Below are 17,475 nucleotides of genomic sequence, written 5' to 3' on the forward strand. Positions count from 1 at the left end.
GCTTCATAGCAGACGAGTTTGACGAGCCGCGGAATTCGCAGCCAGATCGGCCGTCCAGGGTCTATCCGAAGCTCCGCCGATAGGCACTCGGCGTCAGGCCGGTCGCCTTGCGAAAAGCGGCCGTGAATGAACTGGTTTCGCTGTATCCGACAGTCAATCCGATGCCCGTCACCGAATGAGCGCGCGTCGCAAGGAGACCTTTGGCATGCTCGATTCGACGGCTGGTAAGATACCGGTGCGGAGGCACCCCAAAAGACAGCTTGAAGGCGCGGCAAAAATAAAATGGGCTCAACCTGGCAAGCTGCGCGAGAGTGGCGAGCAGTACCGGTTCGCCCAAATGCGCTTCGATGTGCGCCGTGACTATGCGCTGCTGCCAAGCTGCAAGCCCACCTCGAAGCTGAGGTTCGGCTGTTGGCGTCCCCGCGTGGAAACGGATCAGCTCATGAGCTAGGACGATGCCCAGTGCTTCCAGATAGGACCGATTCTCTAGGGCCGGACTTTCGAGCGATCTCATCAGTTTGAGGGCCGTGCCCAAAAGCGTTGCGTCCTCAAAGAAAAGCTTGGCCGCGAACGCCACATCTGTCGTGCCGGCGTTGAACGGAACGTGCAGCTTGGCAGGATCAAGATAGACAAACATGAGACGCGAAAACGTCCGCGGCGCATGCCATTCAAGATATTCGCAACCGGCGGGCACCAAAGTAAGCCGGCGGCCAAAATCCCGCAGTTTCGATCGAGGCAAACCTTCGACGAAGGTGTCACCGTCTCGCCGCGTACCCTGCTCGTAGACCACCAGCAAGTGTATGGGCGCGCGAAACCGGAATTCGAATTTGTCATGGCCGGCGGCTTGGACCACCTCGGCAACGATCCCATCCGAAATCGCCGTGCGACTACTCACTGCTTCGGCTGAAGATATCTCGACACGGTGGTCGGCTCCATCGGCGCTCCGGGGCCGGAGCTGCGCGTGCGTCACGGAGTTGGCACGTTGTGCCTTTTCGCGTTTGAACGGAACACGCCAATCCGCCGACAGCAATGGTCCCATTTGCTCTGGCCTCGGAACATTGGCCGCGAAGGCAGAAATCGCGAGTGTATCGATGTCGCTGCGGGCAGGATTCATCAACATGGCTTGGCGCACATCCTTCGGGTTATGCCATCTGATGTCAGTCTAAGGCGCTGGCGATGATTTATCCCATCCTACATCCGTCGGCCGTAATAGAGTATTGGTTTGGAATACTCATACCTTGGTTTGTGATTGGACGTCGCAATTGAAGGTAATTGTGTTTGTGGCGCGCGAACCAGTTGGCCGGTTCTTCAATCGCGGCCGATCCCAGAAGATTGGTCGATTGGCCCTGCTGGACGTCCCGTCTGGATGATCTTGAACAAGGGGTCCCTGTATGGCCTGGACTTTCGACGTTTCGCGCGAAATCCGCAAGCTGGATGCAAAGCCGGCAAGAACGACGAAGCACCTGTGGCAAAAAGCACTAGATTGTGGGTCGGCGCTGCGATCGACGGTTTGATCACATTTCCATCCACCCATCGTGGCAGCGCTCCAACTCGTGCCAGATTGATCCTGCGGGCCTCCCTCCCTCGCTCGCTGATTGATTGTGACGGCGCTCTTCCCCCCGGGAGCGTCTCTCACCGCTCGAGTCTTGGGCCGATGACATGCTGTCATCGGCCCATTTTTCCTCCTGTCTCCCGAGCAGAACCGGTTCACGGTCGATCACCGAAGCGTTTCCGGCGTCGGCACCTTCAGCGATGCGACTTGCTTGCGGCGCGATATGTCGCGCGATTTCGGAGACAAGTATCCGACGTCGCCACGGGCGCTCGACCGCCTCATAGCGACGTCCTCGACGGGAAGGAATGGACTGCGATACGGGCTTCTTGGCCGATCTGGTTGTCGGTTCTTGGACGGGCCTCGGCAACGATGAGTGGTTGCTGTTCGTTTTTCGTTCGACATGATTGAACTTCACCTGCGTGTGTCCCGGAGGCGAACTTGCTGCGGCGGCCCAAGCGGTCGACAGGAGGACTGCCGGGAATACAGCCGCGATTGGAAAAGAGCTCATGTGTTTCACCTGTTGTTCTGTTGCGCAGCCGGCGAAACTCGAATTGGCGACAGAAATGTCGCTCATGCCGGCGACATTTACATAGGCTTGGAAACACGTCTCGCGGCAGTATACGAAACCCATCTAACTAGCTGTAATTATTTATCTCCATAACCTTGGAGTATAATTCGCCCAGCAGGGAGTGATGCGGAGCATAAGGCTAGGGCGCCCCTCCTCGTCGGCTCTCATAGATTGATCCGAAGCTCTCGCATGGCGGCCTGGCCTCCGACCGCTGAGGATCCTGGTCATGTTCATACACAACGCGGCGCGCGATCAGTCGAAGATCGGCTTTCCGATCGCGTTCGAAAAGATGTTGCCGAGATAGAAGTGGAGCTGTGCACGCACGCCGATGTCGCGGCCCGAGCTCTCATTGATCGGAATGATCGCCTCCACCCCGAGTTGGGCGTACTCGCCCACCCAGATGACGCCAGGATTGATCGTGCCCGTGGTCTCTCCGGTCGACGGCCCGTTCAGGGGCGTCTGCATCGCAAGTTCCACCAGCGGCACCAGACCCTCGGCGAAGCGATGAGCATTCCCCTTGCCTGCGGAATGAGAATTGGTGAGCAGGCTGTATTCCAGGGCAAAGCCCCATTGCAGGATGTCTGGGTTGTCTACCGAGGTGGTACCTACCACGGTGGTGGATTCAGTTGGCAGTGCGACTCCGAGGGTCGCGGTGACATTGACCGGTTGCAGCCACGCCATAGAATCCGACAGATCGCCGAAGCCCTTGCCCACGTAAACGGTCGGCGTCAGCACGGAGAACGACTTGGCACCGATGTCGGACGATCCGGTGCCGCCCAGCGCCAGCGTGCCGCCTGCCGAGAGCACGAACTCATGCTCTGCACTGGAATAGAGTTCGTACTGTGTGTCGAGCACCAGATTGTCGAAGCCCGCCCGTGTGCTCCCCTCGTGATCGATCATGCGGTAGTTCGCGGTGAACGAGACCGACCAATCCGGGGTGATGAGCTTGCTGTAGGAGAAGGGAAAATCGACCTCGTGCGAGGCGGTGTCAGGCAACTGCGTTAATTGGGGAAAATTGACGAAATCGGCCGGAGTGGGAACGACGGTCGCCAGAGTCGAGGGAAAGAAGCGGTCCCCAACGTAGGACGCAGACGCTTCCGAACTTGCAACGAGAGATAACAAGAAGCTGGGCACAGTCAAGTGCCAGACCCGATTAGCCATCCCACTCTCCTACACCCATTAGGCGCTCACAATCGAAGGCGACGGTGTTCAGGATTCGGCCTCGATCGCTCGAAGCGCCCGATGCCGAGCGCTTCGTCGTCCGTGGGTTTCGCCTGCATCCACTGGCTGCAGGAATTGAGGACGATCATCCCCTTGGCACCCTTCACGCATCGGGCCGTCCGCCAGGGGCGCCGATGAGACAGAGGCGGTTCAGTCTGGGCATCGCCTTTCTCTACAAACCAAAGCAAGGCAATCAACGCATCCGAATAGATAGCGAGGCAAATCAAAAGCGATTCGGCACCGGCGTCCGTGGTCCAGCCCGCGAGCACGGCAAAAAGACAGGGCGGTGCCATCATGGCGAAGAGTTCGAACCAGCGCGACTTACCGAGATGCTCGCGCGAAGACAACGCGTCGATGGTCGGCGTGTCGAGCGGGCCTGTGCCGGCAGGAACCGCGGAGCTAGGGGCCGAACGATGCCGACCGCAACCCAGGGACAAGAAGCACCCGAGCCCCACAGCGCCCATTGCGATGCCCTGCTCCGTGAGGGCCAGGCCGGTCGCCCGCAGCACGCCCCGACCTCCGGCAGAGGACTTGTAGGACCGCATCGACTTCCTGGGCGCCATGCGTTGAACTCCTCGTGGATCGAGCGTCGAGTGTTGCGCTCAAGCAAAGACATATCTTTCGCAAACGCCGCCTGGTTCGTGTTTCGCCCGTTGACTTCTTCAATTGGCTTCAAGCAAAGCCGACGTGTAACGCTGATTTCGCGGCCCTGACAGTGCTTGCGGTTCATGCAAATACCGTCAGCCGATACCTGATCGACATGCCATCATGAGTAACCGTTCACCAATTAGCTCGCTCATCTATACCAATGGATAATTCAATCCGATGGCAAAACCTAGGCATGCTTCCCAGAGAAGAAAAGGAGGAACAAATGAAATGTCTAAGCTGCGGGTGTGAGGTGAAATTACCTCACCAGTACTATTTTTGCTCTCTGGACTGTTTCGTTGAGACAACCCTCAACACCGAATGGAGAATGTTGGGCGATGGACTTCCGCCTACTGGTTTTCCTGCTGGTGGCCAGCCCCGCACTGGCTCAGGACCACACTTCTCCCGCCCCGCCTGGCCCGCCCGAGGGCAACTAAGGCCAGGGCCACGAGAAGTGGCACATCTACAGGGGGATGCATAACACACCGGGTGGCTTATGCTGCAACGGCGGCGACCGTCGGCCAACGGTCGCTAAGTTCGAGGGGAAAGAGGTGGGCAAACTCGAGCGTGGACGCTGATAGAGGCCCAAACGGTACCCGAACACGGCCCTACTCATAGAACGAAACAGCTCACATTTGCGCGGCTGCGAACACCCGTCTACTGCTTCATACCCCCTGACAACGGGGCCTGAGCCTCCTGCCTAGCCGGCCGGGTGCGTGGTTCCGAGAAGAGTTCGCCTTGCTCGGGTTCCGCAGGCAGTGTGCTTGCGCCTCGCAAGCCGCCCACGAATCTACCGAGTCGCTCAAGATACAGGTAAACCACCGGCGTCGTGTAGAGCGTGAGAATTTGCGACAGCACCAAGCCACCCACGATCGTGTAGCCGAGCGGCTGGCGGATTTCCGATCCGGCGCCGGTGCCCAGCATCAACGGCACGCCGCCCAGCATCGCCGCCATGGTGGTCATCAGGATCGGCCTGAAACGTATGGTGCAGGCCCGGTAGATCGACTCCTGTGGACTGAGACCTTCGTTCCTCTCGACCTGGAGCGCAAAGTCGACAAGCATGATGCCGTTCTTTTTGACGATGCCGATCAGCAGGATAACGCCGATCAGCGCTATCACGCTGAAGTCCATATGGACCGCCATCAGCAACAACAAGGCGCCGATAGCGGCTGAAGGCAGCGTCGACAGAATGGTAATCGGATGGATCAGGCTCTCGTAGAGCACTCCGAGGATGATGTAGATAACTATCAGCGACACTCCGATCAGGATTGGTGTACCTGATAACGCCGACTGAAAGGCTTGCGCATTGCCCTGGAGGCTGGTTGCAAGCGAAGCAGGCTTTCCGGCATCGCGTTCGAACTGCTGGATAGCGGCGACCGCATTTCCAAGCGCCGCCCGGGGTTTTAGATTGAAGGAGATCGTGACCGCCGGAAACATGCCCTGATGATTGATCACGATCGGCGCGGCCTTCGTCACGCTGGTCACCAGCGCGCTTAACGGCACCTGCTGCCCTGTCGAAGAATTCAGATAAATATCCTTGAGCGCTTCGGGGCCGTACTGGAATTCCGGGCTGACCTCGAGAACGACGTGATACTGGTTAAGTTGCGTGAACATTGTGGAGACGATGCGCTGGCCGAAGGCATCGTCGAGCGTGTTGTCGATCGTCGATGGAAGGATACCGAAACTCGACGCGACTTCGCGATTGACGGTCACGTCGAGCAGTGGTCCGGCATTCTCCTGATCGGTGGCCACGTCAACGATTCCTGGTATTCCTCTAAGCTTGTCGAGGAAGATCGGCGCCCAATGGTTGAGCTCGTTGGAATCGGCATCGGCCAGAGTATATTGATACTGCGTCTTCGAAACCCGACCGCCGACAGTGATGTCCTGCGCCGCTTGCATGTACAGCGCTATGCCTTGTGTCCTGGCGAGTTGGGATGACAGCCGGCTGATCACCTGATCGGCGCTGACGTCACGCTGGTTGTTGGGCTTCAAGGCAATGTACATCGTCCCTCGATTGAGTGTGCTCCCGCCAGTTGCTCCTATCGAGGCTCCGACCGAAGCTACCGCCGGATCCTTTAGCACAACGTCGGTTATCGCCTGCTGGCGCTCGGCCATAGCCGGGAACGAGATATCCTGATCGGCCTCTGTGACGCCGATAATCAGGCCGGTGTCTTGTTGCGGGAAAAAGCCCTTCGGGATGACAACGTAGAGATAGCCGGTGACGGCAATCGTTCCGAGCATGACGAGCAGCGTAATGAAAGTGTGCCGCAGGACGATCTTTAGGCCCCGGCTATACAATCCAAGCAGCGCGTCGAACCCGCTTTCGCAAATATTGTAGAGCCGCCCGTGCCTGACGTTGGCCTCATTCTTGAGCAGACGCGCACACATCATTGGCGTCAGCGTGAGCGAGATCACCAGCGACAGGATCAGTGAGACGCTCACCGTCACGGCGAATTCCTGGAAGAGTTCGCCGACATAGCCTCCCATCAGAAATAGTGGAATGAATACGGCGATGAGCGACAGCGTAATCGAAATGATGGTGAAGCCGATCTCGCTCGAGCCCTTCAGCGCAGCCTCCATGGGGGTAAGGCCTTCTTCGACGTGGCGGACGATGTTCTCGATCACGACGACTGCATCGTCGACGACGAAGCCGACCGCAATCGACAAGGCCATGAGCGACAGATTGTCGAGGCTGTAACCAAGCGCATAAAGCACGGCAAAGGTGCCGACGAGCGAAAGGGGTACGGTTACTGCGGGAATGAATGTGGCCCAGAAATTGCGCAGGAACAGGAATATCACCATCACCACCAGAGCGACGGTCAGCATCAACGTGAACTGAACGTCTGCGACCGAGGCACGGATGGTTTGTGTGCGGTCCGAAACGACCGATACCTTGATGCCGGGCGGGATCGAGGCTTGCAACTGGGGCAACAAAGCCTGAATGCGGCCAACCGTCTCGATCACATTGGCACCGGGCAGGCGCCGGATGGCCAGCAAGATAGCGGGCTTCTTGTCGAACCAGGCGGCTACAAAGTGGTTCTCCGGCCCGTCGATCGCGATGCCGATGTCGCGGATGCGGACAGGCGAGCCATTGCGATAGGCGACGATAATATCATTGTAGGGGTCAGACTTGAGCAGCTGGTCGTTGGTGTTGAGCGTGAAGGTTTGACGCGGGCTATTGAGCGTGCCCTTCGCAATATCAACATTGGCCTCGCCAAGCACGTTGCGAACATCTTCAAGGCCAATGCCGCGGGCCGCGGCGGCTTGCGGATTGATCTGCACACGGATCGCCGGCTTCTGCTGGCCGCCAATGCCGACAAGACCGACGCCGGAGATTTGCGAGATCTTCGGCAGCAGGATGTTTTCCGCATAGGCATCAACCGTCGTTAGCGGCAGGGTATCGGATGTCAGTGCGAGCACTAGGATCGGCGTATCCGCCGGATTAACCTTACGGATGGTCGGCGGATAAGGGATGCCCAGCGGCAGATCGGGGCTGGCGGCATTGATCGCCGACAGCACGTCAACCGCTGCACTGTCGACGCTCCGGCTGAGGTCGAACTGAACGGAGAGCTGTGTGCTGCCGAGCGCGCTGGTCGAAGTCAGCTGGGTCACGCCGGGGAGCTGGCTTATCTGTTGCTCAAGCGGGGTGGCTACCGACGACGCCATGGTTTCGGGATCGGCGCCGGGCAACTGCGCTGATACCTGAATCGTAGGAAAGTTGACGTTTGGCAGGGATGCGACCGGCAGAAGCTGATAAGTAGCGAGCCCACACAGCAGCAGACCCACCATCAGCAGGCCTGTCGCGATTGGCCGATGAATGAAAGGGGCCGAGATGTTCACGGGATCGCTTGCTGCACTGCGCTTTGCAGGGCGGCCTCATCAGCGGCTTTGCCCTGCAGTACTTGGACGGGGGTGCCCTGCGCGAGCCTGTACTGTCCGTCGACCACGACAGTTTCGTTCGCCTTGAGGCCCGAATCGATGAGAGCTTGTCCCCCCGTCAGCTGTGCAACAGTGACAGGCCGCATCTGCGCGGTTCCATCAGGTGCGATCACGTAAACATAGGAGCCGTTCGGACCTTGCTGCACTGCCGACCCGGCGATCGTCAGCCCCCCATTGCGGGTATCAACAAGCAAACGCGCATTCACGAGCGCACCCGGCCAGAGCTGCTTCCCAGCGTTCGGAAACGTGGCCCGGAGGCGGATCGTACCTGTCGTCTGGACGATCTGGTTGTCGACAAGCAGGAGTTTGCCTTCGTCGAGCTTGGTCTTGTCGTCCTGGCTGTACGCAAAGACCGTAAGCGGCCCCTTGGCCATCTGCTGCTGGATCTGAGGGAGGGTTTCCTCGGGCAGCGTAAAGATCAACGAGATCGGTTGGATCTGCGCAACGTCGACCAGACCAAAAGTATCGGTCGGATGAATGATGTTGCCTTCGTCGATCTGCCGGATACCCGTTACACCGTCGATCGGCGAGGTCAGACGGGTGTAGCTCAGATTGATCTGAGCGGCCTGTAACAGAGCCTCGTCTGCCTTGATTGTCGCCTGGAGCTGGATGACCTGAGCCTTCTGCGTGGCCACCAGCTGGGAAGTGGCAAAGCCTTTCGCCAGCAGTGGCGTGTAGCGGTCCAGATTTGCCTGCGCGTTGACGAGTTGCGCCTGGTCGCGATCGCCGGTCGCGGTAATCTGATCGATTTGTGCCTGATAGGGATCTGGGTCGATCTGCGCCAGCAGATCGCCCTTTTTCACTGTCTGACCTTGCGTGAATGCGATCTTCGTAATCGGTCCTGCAATCAGGCTGTGCACCACCACGTTGTTGTAGGCGATCACCGTTCCCACTCCACGCAGGTAGATCGGCACGTCGTGACTGGCCACTTTTCCGGCAACGACCGGAACCGCCGGCGCAGGAACAGAGGCCGCCGCAGGTTCGGAAGGATCGTAGACATGCTTGGCTGCGAACCCAACGCCGCCGATCAAGATCAGCAGCGCGGCAACAATGACGGGTCGCTTGCGCATCGAGGGCTCCTACAAAGACGGGATCGCTTTCGTCAGCAGCCGGACGCCGACAGCGTGTTTGTGCCTGTCACACCCGTGCTGCCGCAGGTCGGAACCGTAACCAGTGGACTTGTCACCGGATCGGCTAAATCGGGCGTTGGAATGCTAATTATCGGGCTCACTCCCAAATTGCTGAGTTCCGAAGACCCCAGCGGAATCCCAGCCGGGGTCCCAAGACTCGTGGACGATGTCCCGGACGATGTGCCAGTGGTGGTGGACAGTATCGATGTGGTGCCGGACGACGACGCGCTCGACGCCGTCGTGCTGCAGGTGCCCAATACTGTTGAAAGCATCGGGCTCACAGACGTCCCGCTCATGGTCGTGGTTCCGTCAACGCCTCCGCCATCGAAAGTGGAGAGGGCGGAGGGCGTTCCGGCAACTTCGGAAGGTGACGCCAGAACACCAGGCGCCAGGACATTGGTACACCCGGAATTGCTCGTGCCTATGGAGCCAGATGTCGTTGGCGAGCCAGCCGTGGTCAAGCCACCTGGATCGAGTTCGACCGCGCCCAGGGGAATACCAACCGGATTGAGGGGCGAACCATCGCCAGAGAGGGGCGAGGTCATTCCTGTTGGCGGCGTGATCGTGCTGACTTGCGCGAGGCTCGGCCCGCTGAGCAAGAGAGCGATCGCAATGGCGATCGGCAAGATTGGCATGGCAACATCATTGTCGTTTCGCATTGGAACTGCCGTCGCTTCGCGTGTCTAGGTGAGGCATGCGTAAAAGAACGGCGTTGGGCCGTTGCAGCGCATTTCGCCCGGTCAGATCGGAAATGATGGCAGATGGAAGGGGAGCGCTCTTCCGTAAAGGCGGCCGGATTTCTCTATTTGCACGCCGATCCCGAGCGTTTGACGGCTCCTCGTCTCGCCTACAAACCAATGTATGAGCCACTCAGACTTCTACCTCATTCTCGCATACCTTTGCGGGATGGATCGCATGGTCGCTGGCAATTTAATGTGGGCAGAAGGCGAGACAGCCAATTGCCCCAAGAACGTGTTGATCGTCAGCTGCGGCGAAACGAACTCATGACCGCAGGGGCCAGCATGGCAACCTGGCTTGCGCCGAGGTGTTTGAGCGGTCCTGCAAACGGATAGGGGTCGCTACAGACGAAATCGACGACTTCAGGAAACGTCTCAGATCAGTTCGCATGAGAGAGGCGCCCGATGTCCCAGACCGCCAGGATCAGGTTACTCCGCCAAGCCAGTGGCGGGTCCATGATGCCGCCGGCGAGCGCCCCTATCGGTGAGACATTTGTGATCGCGCGCGTTCCGAACTCCACTATCCCCATAACCGCCGATAGCCGCCCTGATCAAGGCGATCATGGTCAACAAGCTCCTGGAGGCCCGCTGCCCGCGGACGAGCAGCACGAGGCGACCGTCGCAGCCGAGCATGTGCTCGGACCAGGCGGTTCAGATACCGGACACCGAAACCGTCGGCCAGCCGTCTTCATCATCGGTTTCATTGTCCTGGCTGCTCTTGTCCTCGCCGGGTCCTATTACTGGTACGCGAACCGCAACTTGGTGAGCACGGATGATGCCTATGTCGATGGGCGGGTTGTCACCATCGCACCGCAGGTTTCGGGCCTCGTCGTATCGCTGGACGTGACGGACAACCAATTTGTACACATGGGTGATCCGCTGATCCATATCGATCCGCGCTCCTACAGGAGCGAGCGGAACCGGGTGCAGGGGACCCTGGATAGCGCCCAAGCGCAAGCTGCGGGGGAACGGCTGGCGACCGAGATCGCTCGCAAGAATTTCCCCGCCCTGTTCCAACAGGCCCAGGCTCAATTGCTGACTGCAAAGGCCAATTTGACAAAGGCCCAGGCCGACTATGACCGGCAGAGCACTCTGCCGAAGGCCGCGACAACGCAGCAGGAGGTCGATGCCGCGTTGGCGGCGCTGCGCCAAAGCAAAGCGCAAGTCACGCAAGCCGAAGCCCAGGTTCAGCTGAGTTCACCGGTCGAGCAGCACATCGGCCAGAGCGATGCGCAGGTCGGACAGCTGAACGGTAAGGTCGAGCAGGCTCAAGCGCAGCTCGATCAAGCCGAACTCAACCTCTCCTGGACGGTCGTGACGGCGCCGCAGGATGGCTGGATAACCCGGCGCAACGTGGAAATGGGCAACTACGTCACGCCTGGCCAGCAGATTTTCTCGATCGTTCCGCCGGACATGTGGATCACGGCCAACTTCAAGGAAAACCAGCTTGATGGTCTGCGGCCCGGTCAGAGCGTAAAGATCGACGTGGATGCCTATCCTCGGCTTGACCTGCATGGCCATATCGACAGTGTCCAGATGGGGTCCGGCTCGAAATTCACCGCCTTCCCACCCGAAAACGCCACCGGCAATTTCGTAAAGATAGTCCAACGCGTACCAGTTAAGATCGTCATCGACAGCGGGCTCGATCCTAAGCGTCCGCTGCCGCTCGGGATCTCGGTGGTTCCGACGGTTTCGGTTCGATGAGCAGCGCTCCAGCCGAAGCCAGCGCGACCTGGAAGCCGCACTACAACCCCTGGCTCATCGCGGTTTCGGTGACCCTTGCCGCCTTCATGGAAGTCCTCGACACGACGATTGTCAATGTTGCCTTGCCGCACATCGCCGGCAGTCTATCGGCGAGCAGCGACGAGGCGACCTGGGCGCTCACCTCTTACCTGGTGGCAAATGGGATCGTGCTGACCATTTCTGGCTGGCTGAGCGATCTCTTCGGGCGCAAACGCTATTTCCTGATCTGCATCACCATGTTCACGGTCTTTTCGTTCTTGTGCGGGACGGCGACCAGTCTGGGCGAACTGATCGTCTTCCGGTTGCTGCAGGGCTTTTTTGGCGGCGGCCTGCAACCGAACCAGCAGTCGATCATCCTGGACACGTTCCCACCGGCCAGGCTCGCGGCCGCATTCGGCGTGACGGCGATCGCAACCGTCGTCGCCCCCGTCCTCGGCCCGACTCTAGGCGGCATTATCACCGATCAGTCGACGTGGCGCTGGATTTTCTTCATCAACATACCCGTGGGCATCCTCGCGGTTTTCTTGAATGCGATCCTCGTCGAAGATCCACCTTGGGTGAAGGACAGGAAGAGCCGGGGGCTCGACTACATTGGCCTGTCGCTCATCACGGTTGGTCTCGGATGCCTGCAGATCATGATGGATCGCGGCACGGACGACGATTGGTTCGGTTCGCCCTTCATCGTATTGATGGCGCTGCTCGCTTTCCTGGGAATCGTGGGGGCGATCGGCTGGCTGCTAATTGCCAAGAAACCGATCGTCAATCTCGACGTGTTCAAGGATAGGAATTTCACCGCCGGCTGCGCAATGATCGCGGCGATGGGCAGTATCCTCTACGCGAGCGCCGTCGTCATCCCACAGCTCGCACAACAGGTTCTTGGCTATACCGCAACCTGGGCGGGGCTCATTCTTTCTCCAGGCGGCATCATTGTCATCGTCCTCATTCCATTGGTTGGACGCCTCATGACAATCGTCCAGACGCGGTTCGTCGTGGCTGCGGGTTTTTTGGTGATGGGAGGCGCGCTGTTGTTCTCGAGTCATCTGGCACCGAATATCGATTTCCCGACACTCGTGCTGATGCGCAGCTTGCAGGCGGCCGCACTGGCGTTTTTGTTCGTGCCCATCAGTACGACCACTTACCTCAGCTTGCCACGCGAACTGAGCGGCGACGGGGCTGCCCTCTTTTCGATGGTTCGCAACGTGTCCGGTTCGATAGGAATTTCCGTCGCAACCTCGCTCGTCACCGAGCGGAGCCAGATCCGGCAGTCCTACCTTTCGGAATGGGCCTCGCCCTTTCATCAACCCTACAACGCGTTGGTTGATCAATATGAACGTGCATTGACGGCAACGGGGCATGCCGCGGGATCAGTCCATGGAATGGCGGTTGGAAAGGTCTACCAAGCCTTCCAGACGCAAGTTGCCGTCCTCGCCTATTCGGACGTCTTTCTATTCTTTTCCTTTGTCGCCTTCCTCGCCGTTCCATTTTGCCTCCTGCTTTCCGGCAAGAAGGCTGCCGACGGCGAGAGCGCCAGCGACACAGGTTGATCATGGGCAAACATTTGCGCGCTGTTGTGGCGGTTCCAGTGATGTTCGCGCTGGCGGGTTGCACTGTCGGACCGGATTTCGTTCGGCCTGATCCGGGCTTGCCGAAACGCTGGTTTACGAACGGCGCGGCAGCTGCGCTGGATAACTCCCGGGGATCCAGCGCGACGGTTCTCGAGCCTGTCGACCCCGCCTGGTGGCAGGCCTTTCAAGACCCGGCCCTTACCTCGCTCATGCAGCGCGTCGCCGACGCCAACCTCGATGTGAAGACCGCGACCATCCGGCTCGCAGAAAGCCGTTTTCAGCGCGCGGCCGTGGCCTCCGCTCAACTGCCTGGCCTGAATGGCAGCGCCAGATACCAACATCAAAGCCTTGACGATGTGAGTGCCAAAGGCAGCCTGATCGGCGGTCTGCTTGGTTCACCGGGCAGCACCATTTCTTCCGCAAAGCCGGCCGACCTGTTTGCCAGCGGCTTCGACGCATCCTGGGAACTCGATCTTTGGGGGCATGTCCGCCGCCAGGTCGAAGCTGCGGATGCGCAGGTTCAGTCTTCCGAGGAACGGCGGCGTGACACGCTCGTCTCGAGCCTCGCTGAAACCGCACGCGACTACATCCAGTTGCGCGGCACGCAGATCCTGATCAGGATCGCCAACGACAATCTGAAGATCCGGCGAGACATTTTGCAGCTGACGCAAACGCGCCAACTGAAAGGTTTGTCAACCAGTCTGGACGTCGAGAACGCCGCCGCGCAGGTCGAGGCCATCCGTGCCGAACTGCCCGGCCTGCAACAACAAGAAGCGCAGCAGATCAACGCCGTGAGCTTCCTGCTCGACTTGCCGCCCGATGCGCTGCGCGGCGAACTCGCCACCGGGAAACAGGTGGTGCCGATGCCTGCCCGGGTTCCGGCCTGCATTCCTTCCGATCTCGCGCGGCGGCGCCCGGACATTCGCGCCGCGGAAGCGCAGCTTCACGCGGCCACCGCAGACATCGGAGTGGCAGTGGCCGAATTCTATCCCTCCATCCAGCTGAACGGATCGGTGGGCTTCGACGCCCTCAAGGTCGGGAACTTGTTGACGGCCAGGGCCATCACAACCAATCTCGGCCCGAGCATTTCGATACCGATTTTCCAGGGTGGCCGGCTGAAGGCGACACTGGAGCTTCGCAAGGCCCAGCAGGTCGAGGCGGCGATCGCCTACCACAGGACGGTGCTGCGAGCCTGGCACGAAGTTGTCGATGCCCTCATCGCCTACCGCACCGAACGGCAGCGGCGCTCCCGACTGGCCAGGCAAGTCGAGCATCTGCGTCAGGCCTTGTCGCTGGCCCGTGACCGCTACAATGACGGAGTCACCGAGTTCGACACGGTGCTCGACACTGCACGCACACTGCTGCAAGCCGAACAGGATCACGCACAGAGCACGACCAACATCTCGATCGACCTCGTCCAATTGTACAAAGCGCTCGGTGGCGGGTGGGAATTGACGTATCCGAACGCACCGCCCAAACCGCCGATCAATGCTCAACGAACTTTGAAAGCAGGAAAGCCGGCATGACCTCGACAGCGAGAAGGGCTCAACGTCGACCTTTGGGCAAGCTGGCTTGGAAATCGGTCAACTTGCCAATTGGCGCGGAAACAGGACCGCTTCAATCCAAACCACTCCACTTGGCGAGATTGGGTCACAGGCAAGAGTGCCAGATTCCATTGGATCCGGTAACTCGGATCCACGGCATCAAACGAGCAGTAAGCCGTGTCGGTGTCGTCGTTCAACCAGGGCTGGTTGTCATCTTGCAGATCGCCAAGTTCCCGATCGCGAAAAAAGACCTTGTGGTGCTGGCGGTTGCCAATGGCACCGCTGCCAGAGTGTACGGCGTGACCGTCACTGCCGCCGCTGCGCGCCATGGAAACCGTCGCCGTGCCGGTCGCCAGCATCACGCCCAACGCGATCTTCGCCAATGTTGTTGCTGATTTTCCCACAATACGCTCCTTCAGATTGAGGACTCCAAGACTGTTTGAACAATACTTGTATTAGTCCTGTATTTACCTCTCGGAATAGAACCTAGGATTGATGGATATATATAGCGATCGATGGTGATATCGGCTGTGAAACGAGATTCAGCCGGGCCGCAGTTCGGTTGACGTGCGAGCCAAATCTTTCGCCGTTCGAATCCGGTCCCCACTCAAGCTGTGGAGTCCGGATTCGAAGAGGGGTGGATCACGGACAATATGGGTACTCGAGATAACCGTAGTATGGATACGGGTAACCACAGTAGCCGTCGTCATAGAAGTCACTGCCGAAACCGCGACCCCTTCTGAACCTATGACCTTCGCCGGCATGGACTCCGCGGACATGGGCGCCATCACCCATGCTTGCAGTACGACCGTCGCTGCCAGGGTTCATGCCGTGACCACCGCCAAAGCCTTCGCCGCGGCCGCCGCTAAAGCCTCCGGCATGGCCGCCACCGCCCATGCTCATGCCATGACCACCGCCGCCGCCAAAGCCGCCGCCACCACCAAAGCCGCCGCCGTGCCCGCCGCCACCGCCGTGCGCCATCGAGACCGTCGCTGAGCCAGCCGCCAGCATTGCGCCCAAGGCGATCGTCGCCAAGACTGTTGTTGCTCTTTTCATAATACGCTCCTGTAGTTGAGGCTTTCTTAGTCGTTGAAAGCCATACTGATATAGATACAGGAGGCGACCTTCGGCATAATACGATTGTTTGACTCATATATATCTTTTAACTACGTATACTACTGGTGATTTCATGCGGTGCCGGCGAATGTGCCCTACACAGGCACGCAGCGCGCCTTCCGGGCCTTGGCTGGGAAGGTATCCCGGTCTGACCAGAGCGGGACCGGTCGTCGCGTCGGATGCGCTGGTAACCTATGGGCTGCCCCAAGACGCGCCGGGATCAGGATGTGCAATGGACGCAACTCCAAGGCTCATGCGTTCGCCGACGGGCATGGCGTCCCGTTTCGCATAGACAACCTTCACTGCATTTTGCAATTTTTCGAAGGCGCGCATCTCAATTTGACGCACACGCTCGCGCGAAACGCCAAATTCGCTGGAGAGATCCGCCAAGCTCCTCGGGTTATCCGCAAGCCGACGCGCCTCAAGGACGCGCTGTTCGCGTTCGTTGAGCACGCCAAGCGAGTCGACCAGCGCTCTATGCCGGTTGGAGGCTTCCTCGATCTGAACGAGCTTGTGCTCCTGGTTGTCCTCGCCTTCGACCAGCAGATCCTGCCATTCGCCTTCGGCTCGACCTCGCAGGGGCGCGTTGAGCGACGTATCTCCGCTCACGCGGCTGTTCATGTAGACAACTTCCTGTTCCGTCACCCCAAGTTTATTTGCGATGAATTCCACCTGATCCGCATGCAGATCATGATCTTCGAGCGCTGAGAGGCGAGCCTTGAGTCGCCGCAAATTGAAGAACAGCTTTCTTTGATTGGGCGTCGTGCCCATCTTCACCAGCGACCAAGAGCGCAGAACATATTCCTGAATGGCCGCCCTTATCCACCAGACAGCATAAGTCGCCAACCGAAGGCCGCGCTCTGGTTCGAAGCGATTGACTGCCTTGACCAGACCGATGCTGCCTTCCGAGATTACCTCCGACATCGGCAGTCCGTAGCCGCGGTAACGCATGGCAACCGCGGCAACCAGGCGAAGATGCGACGTCACCAGTTGGTGAGCGGCCTCCAGATCGTTGCGCTCACGCCAGCGGCTCGCCAGCGTTTGTTCCTGCCCTTGCGTCAGCATGGGGAGATATTTGATCGCGTCGAGATAACGACGAAGCCCGCTTTCGCTCGAAAAATTAGTTGGTGCTGCGCGTGACATGAAGCTCTCCTTACCTACGTCGCGGGGATTCGTTGTTTCTCGACGCCCATAGACTTTCGATGTTGGGTGCTTCAGTTCGACGCTTCCGCTGCTGGCCGCCCTCTTCGGTTACAGGGCGAAGGTGCACCCGGGTGCCGTTAGCGCCTGCCATGAAGTACAGAATCGATACAGCTGATCATGACTTGGCTATCCAAGGGCTTGCGGAAGAAGCCGATGGCGCCCGTTTCCCAAGCGCGTTTGCGGACGCGTTCCTCGGGAAAGGCGGTGATCAAGATGGTTGGTATGTGATAGCCATGTTCGATCAAATGATCCTGCAGCTCTATCCCTGTCATTCCCGGCATCTGGATATCGCAGATCAAGCACGACGTATCTTCCAGATTGGATGACCTCAGGAAGTCCTCGGCCGATTCGAATGCAGATGCGATGAAGCCCAACGATCTAACGAGGCTTGCGGTCGCAAGTCGAACGGACTCATCGTCGTCGATGATCGAGATCATCGCATTACGGGTCAATTCACAATTCCTCCGTGCTTGCCCATGGCCCAGGCATTGCTGTTTCCACGACTGTTTCTC

13 protein-coding genes are annotated in these 17,475 nt (G+C 59.1%); 4 read left to right on the forward strand and 9 right to left on the reverse strand.

Features of this window, described 5'->3' with window-relative positions; genetic code table 11:
* Positions 1-61: 61 nt before the first annotated feature.
* From NKI38_RS22720 to NKI38_RS22740, 5 genes are all read right to left on the reverse strand, one after another.
* A complete protein-coding gene (locus tag NKI38_RS22720) occupies positions 62-1,120 on the reverse strand; it encodes a helix-turn-helix transcriptional regulator (protein WP_352660916.1) in 1,059 nt (352 codons plus the stop codon).
* A 1,252-nt stretch (positions 1,121-2,372) separates the two neighbouring features.
* Positions 2,373-3,281, reverse strand: coding sequence for a hypothetical protein (locus NKI38_RS22725; protein WP_352660919.1), 909 nt, complete (start codon positions 3,279-3,281; stop codon positions 2,373-2,375).
* A gap of 26 nt (positions 3,282-3,307) precedes the next feature.
* A complete protein-coding gene (locus NKI38_RS22730; protein ID WP_352660921.1) occupies positions 3,308-3,904 on the reverse strand; it encodes a hypothetical protein in 597 nt (198 codons plus the stop codon).
* Between the two features lie 739 nt (positions 3,905-4,643).
* Entirely contained in the window at positions 4,644-7,826 is a 3,183-nt protein-coding gene (locus NKI38_RS22735; protein WP_352660924.1) for an efflux RND transporter permease subunit, read from the reverse strand.
* Entirely contained in the window at positions 7,823-8,995 is a 1,173-nt protein-coding gene (locus tag NKI38_RS22740) for an efflux RND transporter periplasmic adaptor subunit (protein WP_352660927.1), read from the reverse strand. The genes NKI38_RS22735 and NKI38_RS22740 overlap by 4 nt, the downstream gene beginning before the upstream one ends.
* Before the next feature lie 219 nt (positions 8,996-9,214).
* Between NKI38_RS22740 and NKI38_RS22745 the strand changes: the two genes are divergently transcribed.
* The 4 genes from NKI38_RS22745 to NKI38_RS22760 all read left to right on the forward strand — a co-directional run bounded on the left by NKI38_RS22745 (position 9,215) and on the right by NKI38_RS22760 (position 14,626).
* The gene (locus NKI38_RS22745) at positions 9,215-9,742 is read left to right on the forward strand and encodes a hypothetical protein (RefSeq protein ID WP_352660930.1); all 528 of its coding nucleotides are present in this window, start codon (positions 9,215-9,217) and stop codon (positions 9,740-9,742) included.
* A gap of 506 nt (positions 9,743-10,248) precedes the next feature.
* Positions 10,249-11,496, forward strand: coding sequence for an HlyD family secretion protein (locus NKI38_RS22750; protein ID WP_352660932.1), 1,248 nt, complete (start codon positions 10,249-10,251; stop codon positions 11,494-11,496).
* Entirely contained in the window at positions 11,493-13,079 is a 1,587-nt protein-coding gene (locus NKI38_RS22755; protein ID WP_352660934.1) for a DHA2 family efflux MFS transporter permease subunit, read from the forward strand. Before NKI38_RS22750 ends, NKI38_RS22755 begins: the two co-directional genes overlap by 4 nt.
* Before the next feature lie 41 nt (positions 13,080-13,120).
* Positions 13,121-14,626 carry an efflux transporter outer membrane subunit gene (locus NKI38_RS22760; RefSeq protein WP_352660936.1) on the forward strand — a complete coding sequence of 502 codons (1,506 nt, stop codon included), beginning with the start codon at positions 13,121-13,123 and terminating at the stop codon, positions 14,624-14,626.
* Here NKI38_RS22760 and NKI38_RS22765 read toward each other — a convergent pair.
* The 4 genes from NKI38_RS22765 to NKI38_RS22780 all read right to left on the reverse strand — a co-directional run bounded on the left by NKI38_RS22765 (position 14,593) and on the right by NKI38_RS22780 (position 17,415).
* Complete coding sequence (locus NKI38_RS22765; protein ID WP_352660938.1) at positions 14,593-15,048, reverse strand: hypothetical protein; 456 nt, start codon at positions 15,046-15,048, stop codon at positions 14,593-14,595. The two genes, NKI38_RS22760 and NKI38_RS22765, sit on opposite strands and share 34 nt — an antisense overlap.
* Positions 15,049-15,286: 238 nt before the next feature.
* Positions 15,287-15,700, reverse strand: a complete 414-nt coding sequence (locus NKI38_RS22770; RefSeq protein ID WP_352660941.1) for a hypothetical protein — start codon at positions 15,698-15,700, stop codon at positions 15,287-15,289.
* A gap of 252 nt (positions 15,701-15,952) precedes the next feature.
* The gene (rpoH, locus tag NKI38_RS22775) at positions 15,953-16,903 is read right to left on the reverse strand and encodes an RNA polymerase sigma factor RpoH (RefSeq protein ID WP_352660944.1); all 951 of its coding nucleotides are present in this window, start codon (positions 16,901-16,903) and stop codon (positions 15,953-15,955) included.
* A 137-nt stretch (positions 16,904-17,040) separates the two neighbouring features.
* A complete protein-coding gene (locus NKI38_RS22780) occupies positions 17,041-17,415 on the reverse strand; it encodes a response regulator transcription factor (protein ID WP_352660947.1) in 375 nt (124 codons plus the stop codon).
* Positions 17,416-17,475 lie beyond the last annotated feature (60 nt).

Source organism: Mesorhizobium sp. M0621, from assembly GCF_040320745.1.
Classification (GTDB): Bacteria; Pseudomonadota; Alphaproteobacteria; order Rhizobiales; family Rhizobiaceae; genus Mesorhizobium.

Coding starts and splice junctions, on each gene's coding strand:
- NKI38_RS22755 (WP_352660934.1), top strand. CDS start 11,493: ATGAGCAGCGCTCCAGCCGAAGCCAGCGCGACCTGGAAGCCGCACTAC.
- NKI38_RS22740 (WP_352660927.1), bottom strand. CDS start 8,995: ATGCGCAAGCGACCCGTCATTGTTGCCGCGCTGCTGATCTTGATCGGC.
- NKI38_RS22770 (WP_352660941.1), bottom strand. CDS start 15,700: ATGAAAAGAGCAACAACAGTCTTGGCGACGATCGCCTTGGGCGCAATG.
- NKI38_RS22725 (WP_352660919.1), bottom strand. CDS start 3,281: ATGGCTAATCGGGTCTGGCACTTGACTGTGCCCAGCTTCTTGTTATCT.
- NKI38_RS22720 (WP_352660916.1), bottom strand. CDS start 1,120: ATGTTGATGAATCCTGCCCGCAGCGACATCGATACACTCGCGATTTCT.
- NKI38_RS22730 (WP_352660921.1), bottom strand. CDS start 3,904: ATGGCGCCCAGGAAGTCGATGCGGTCCTACAAGTCCTCTGCCGGAGGT.
- rpoH (WP_352660944.1), bottom strand. CDS start 16,903: ATGTCACGCGCAGCACCAACTAATTTTTCGAGCGAAAGCGGGCTTCGT.
- NKI38_RS22760 (WP_352660936.1), top strand. CDS start 13,121: ATGTTCGCGCTGGCGGGTTGCACTGTCGGACCGGATTTCGTTCGGCCT.
- NKI38_RS22750 (WP_352660932.1), top strand. CDS start 10,249: ATGATGCCGCCGGCGAGCGCCCCTATCGGTGAGACATTTGTGATCGCG.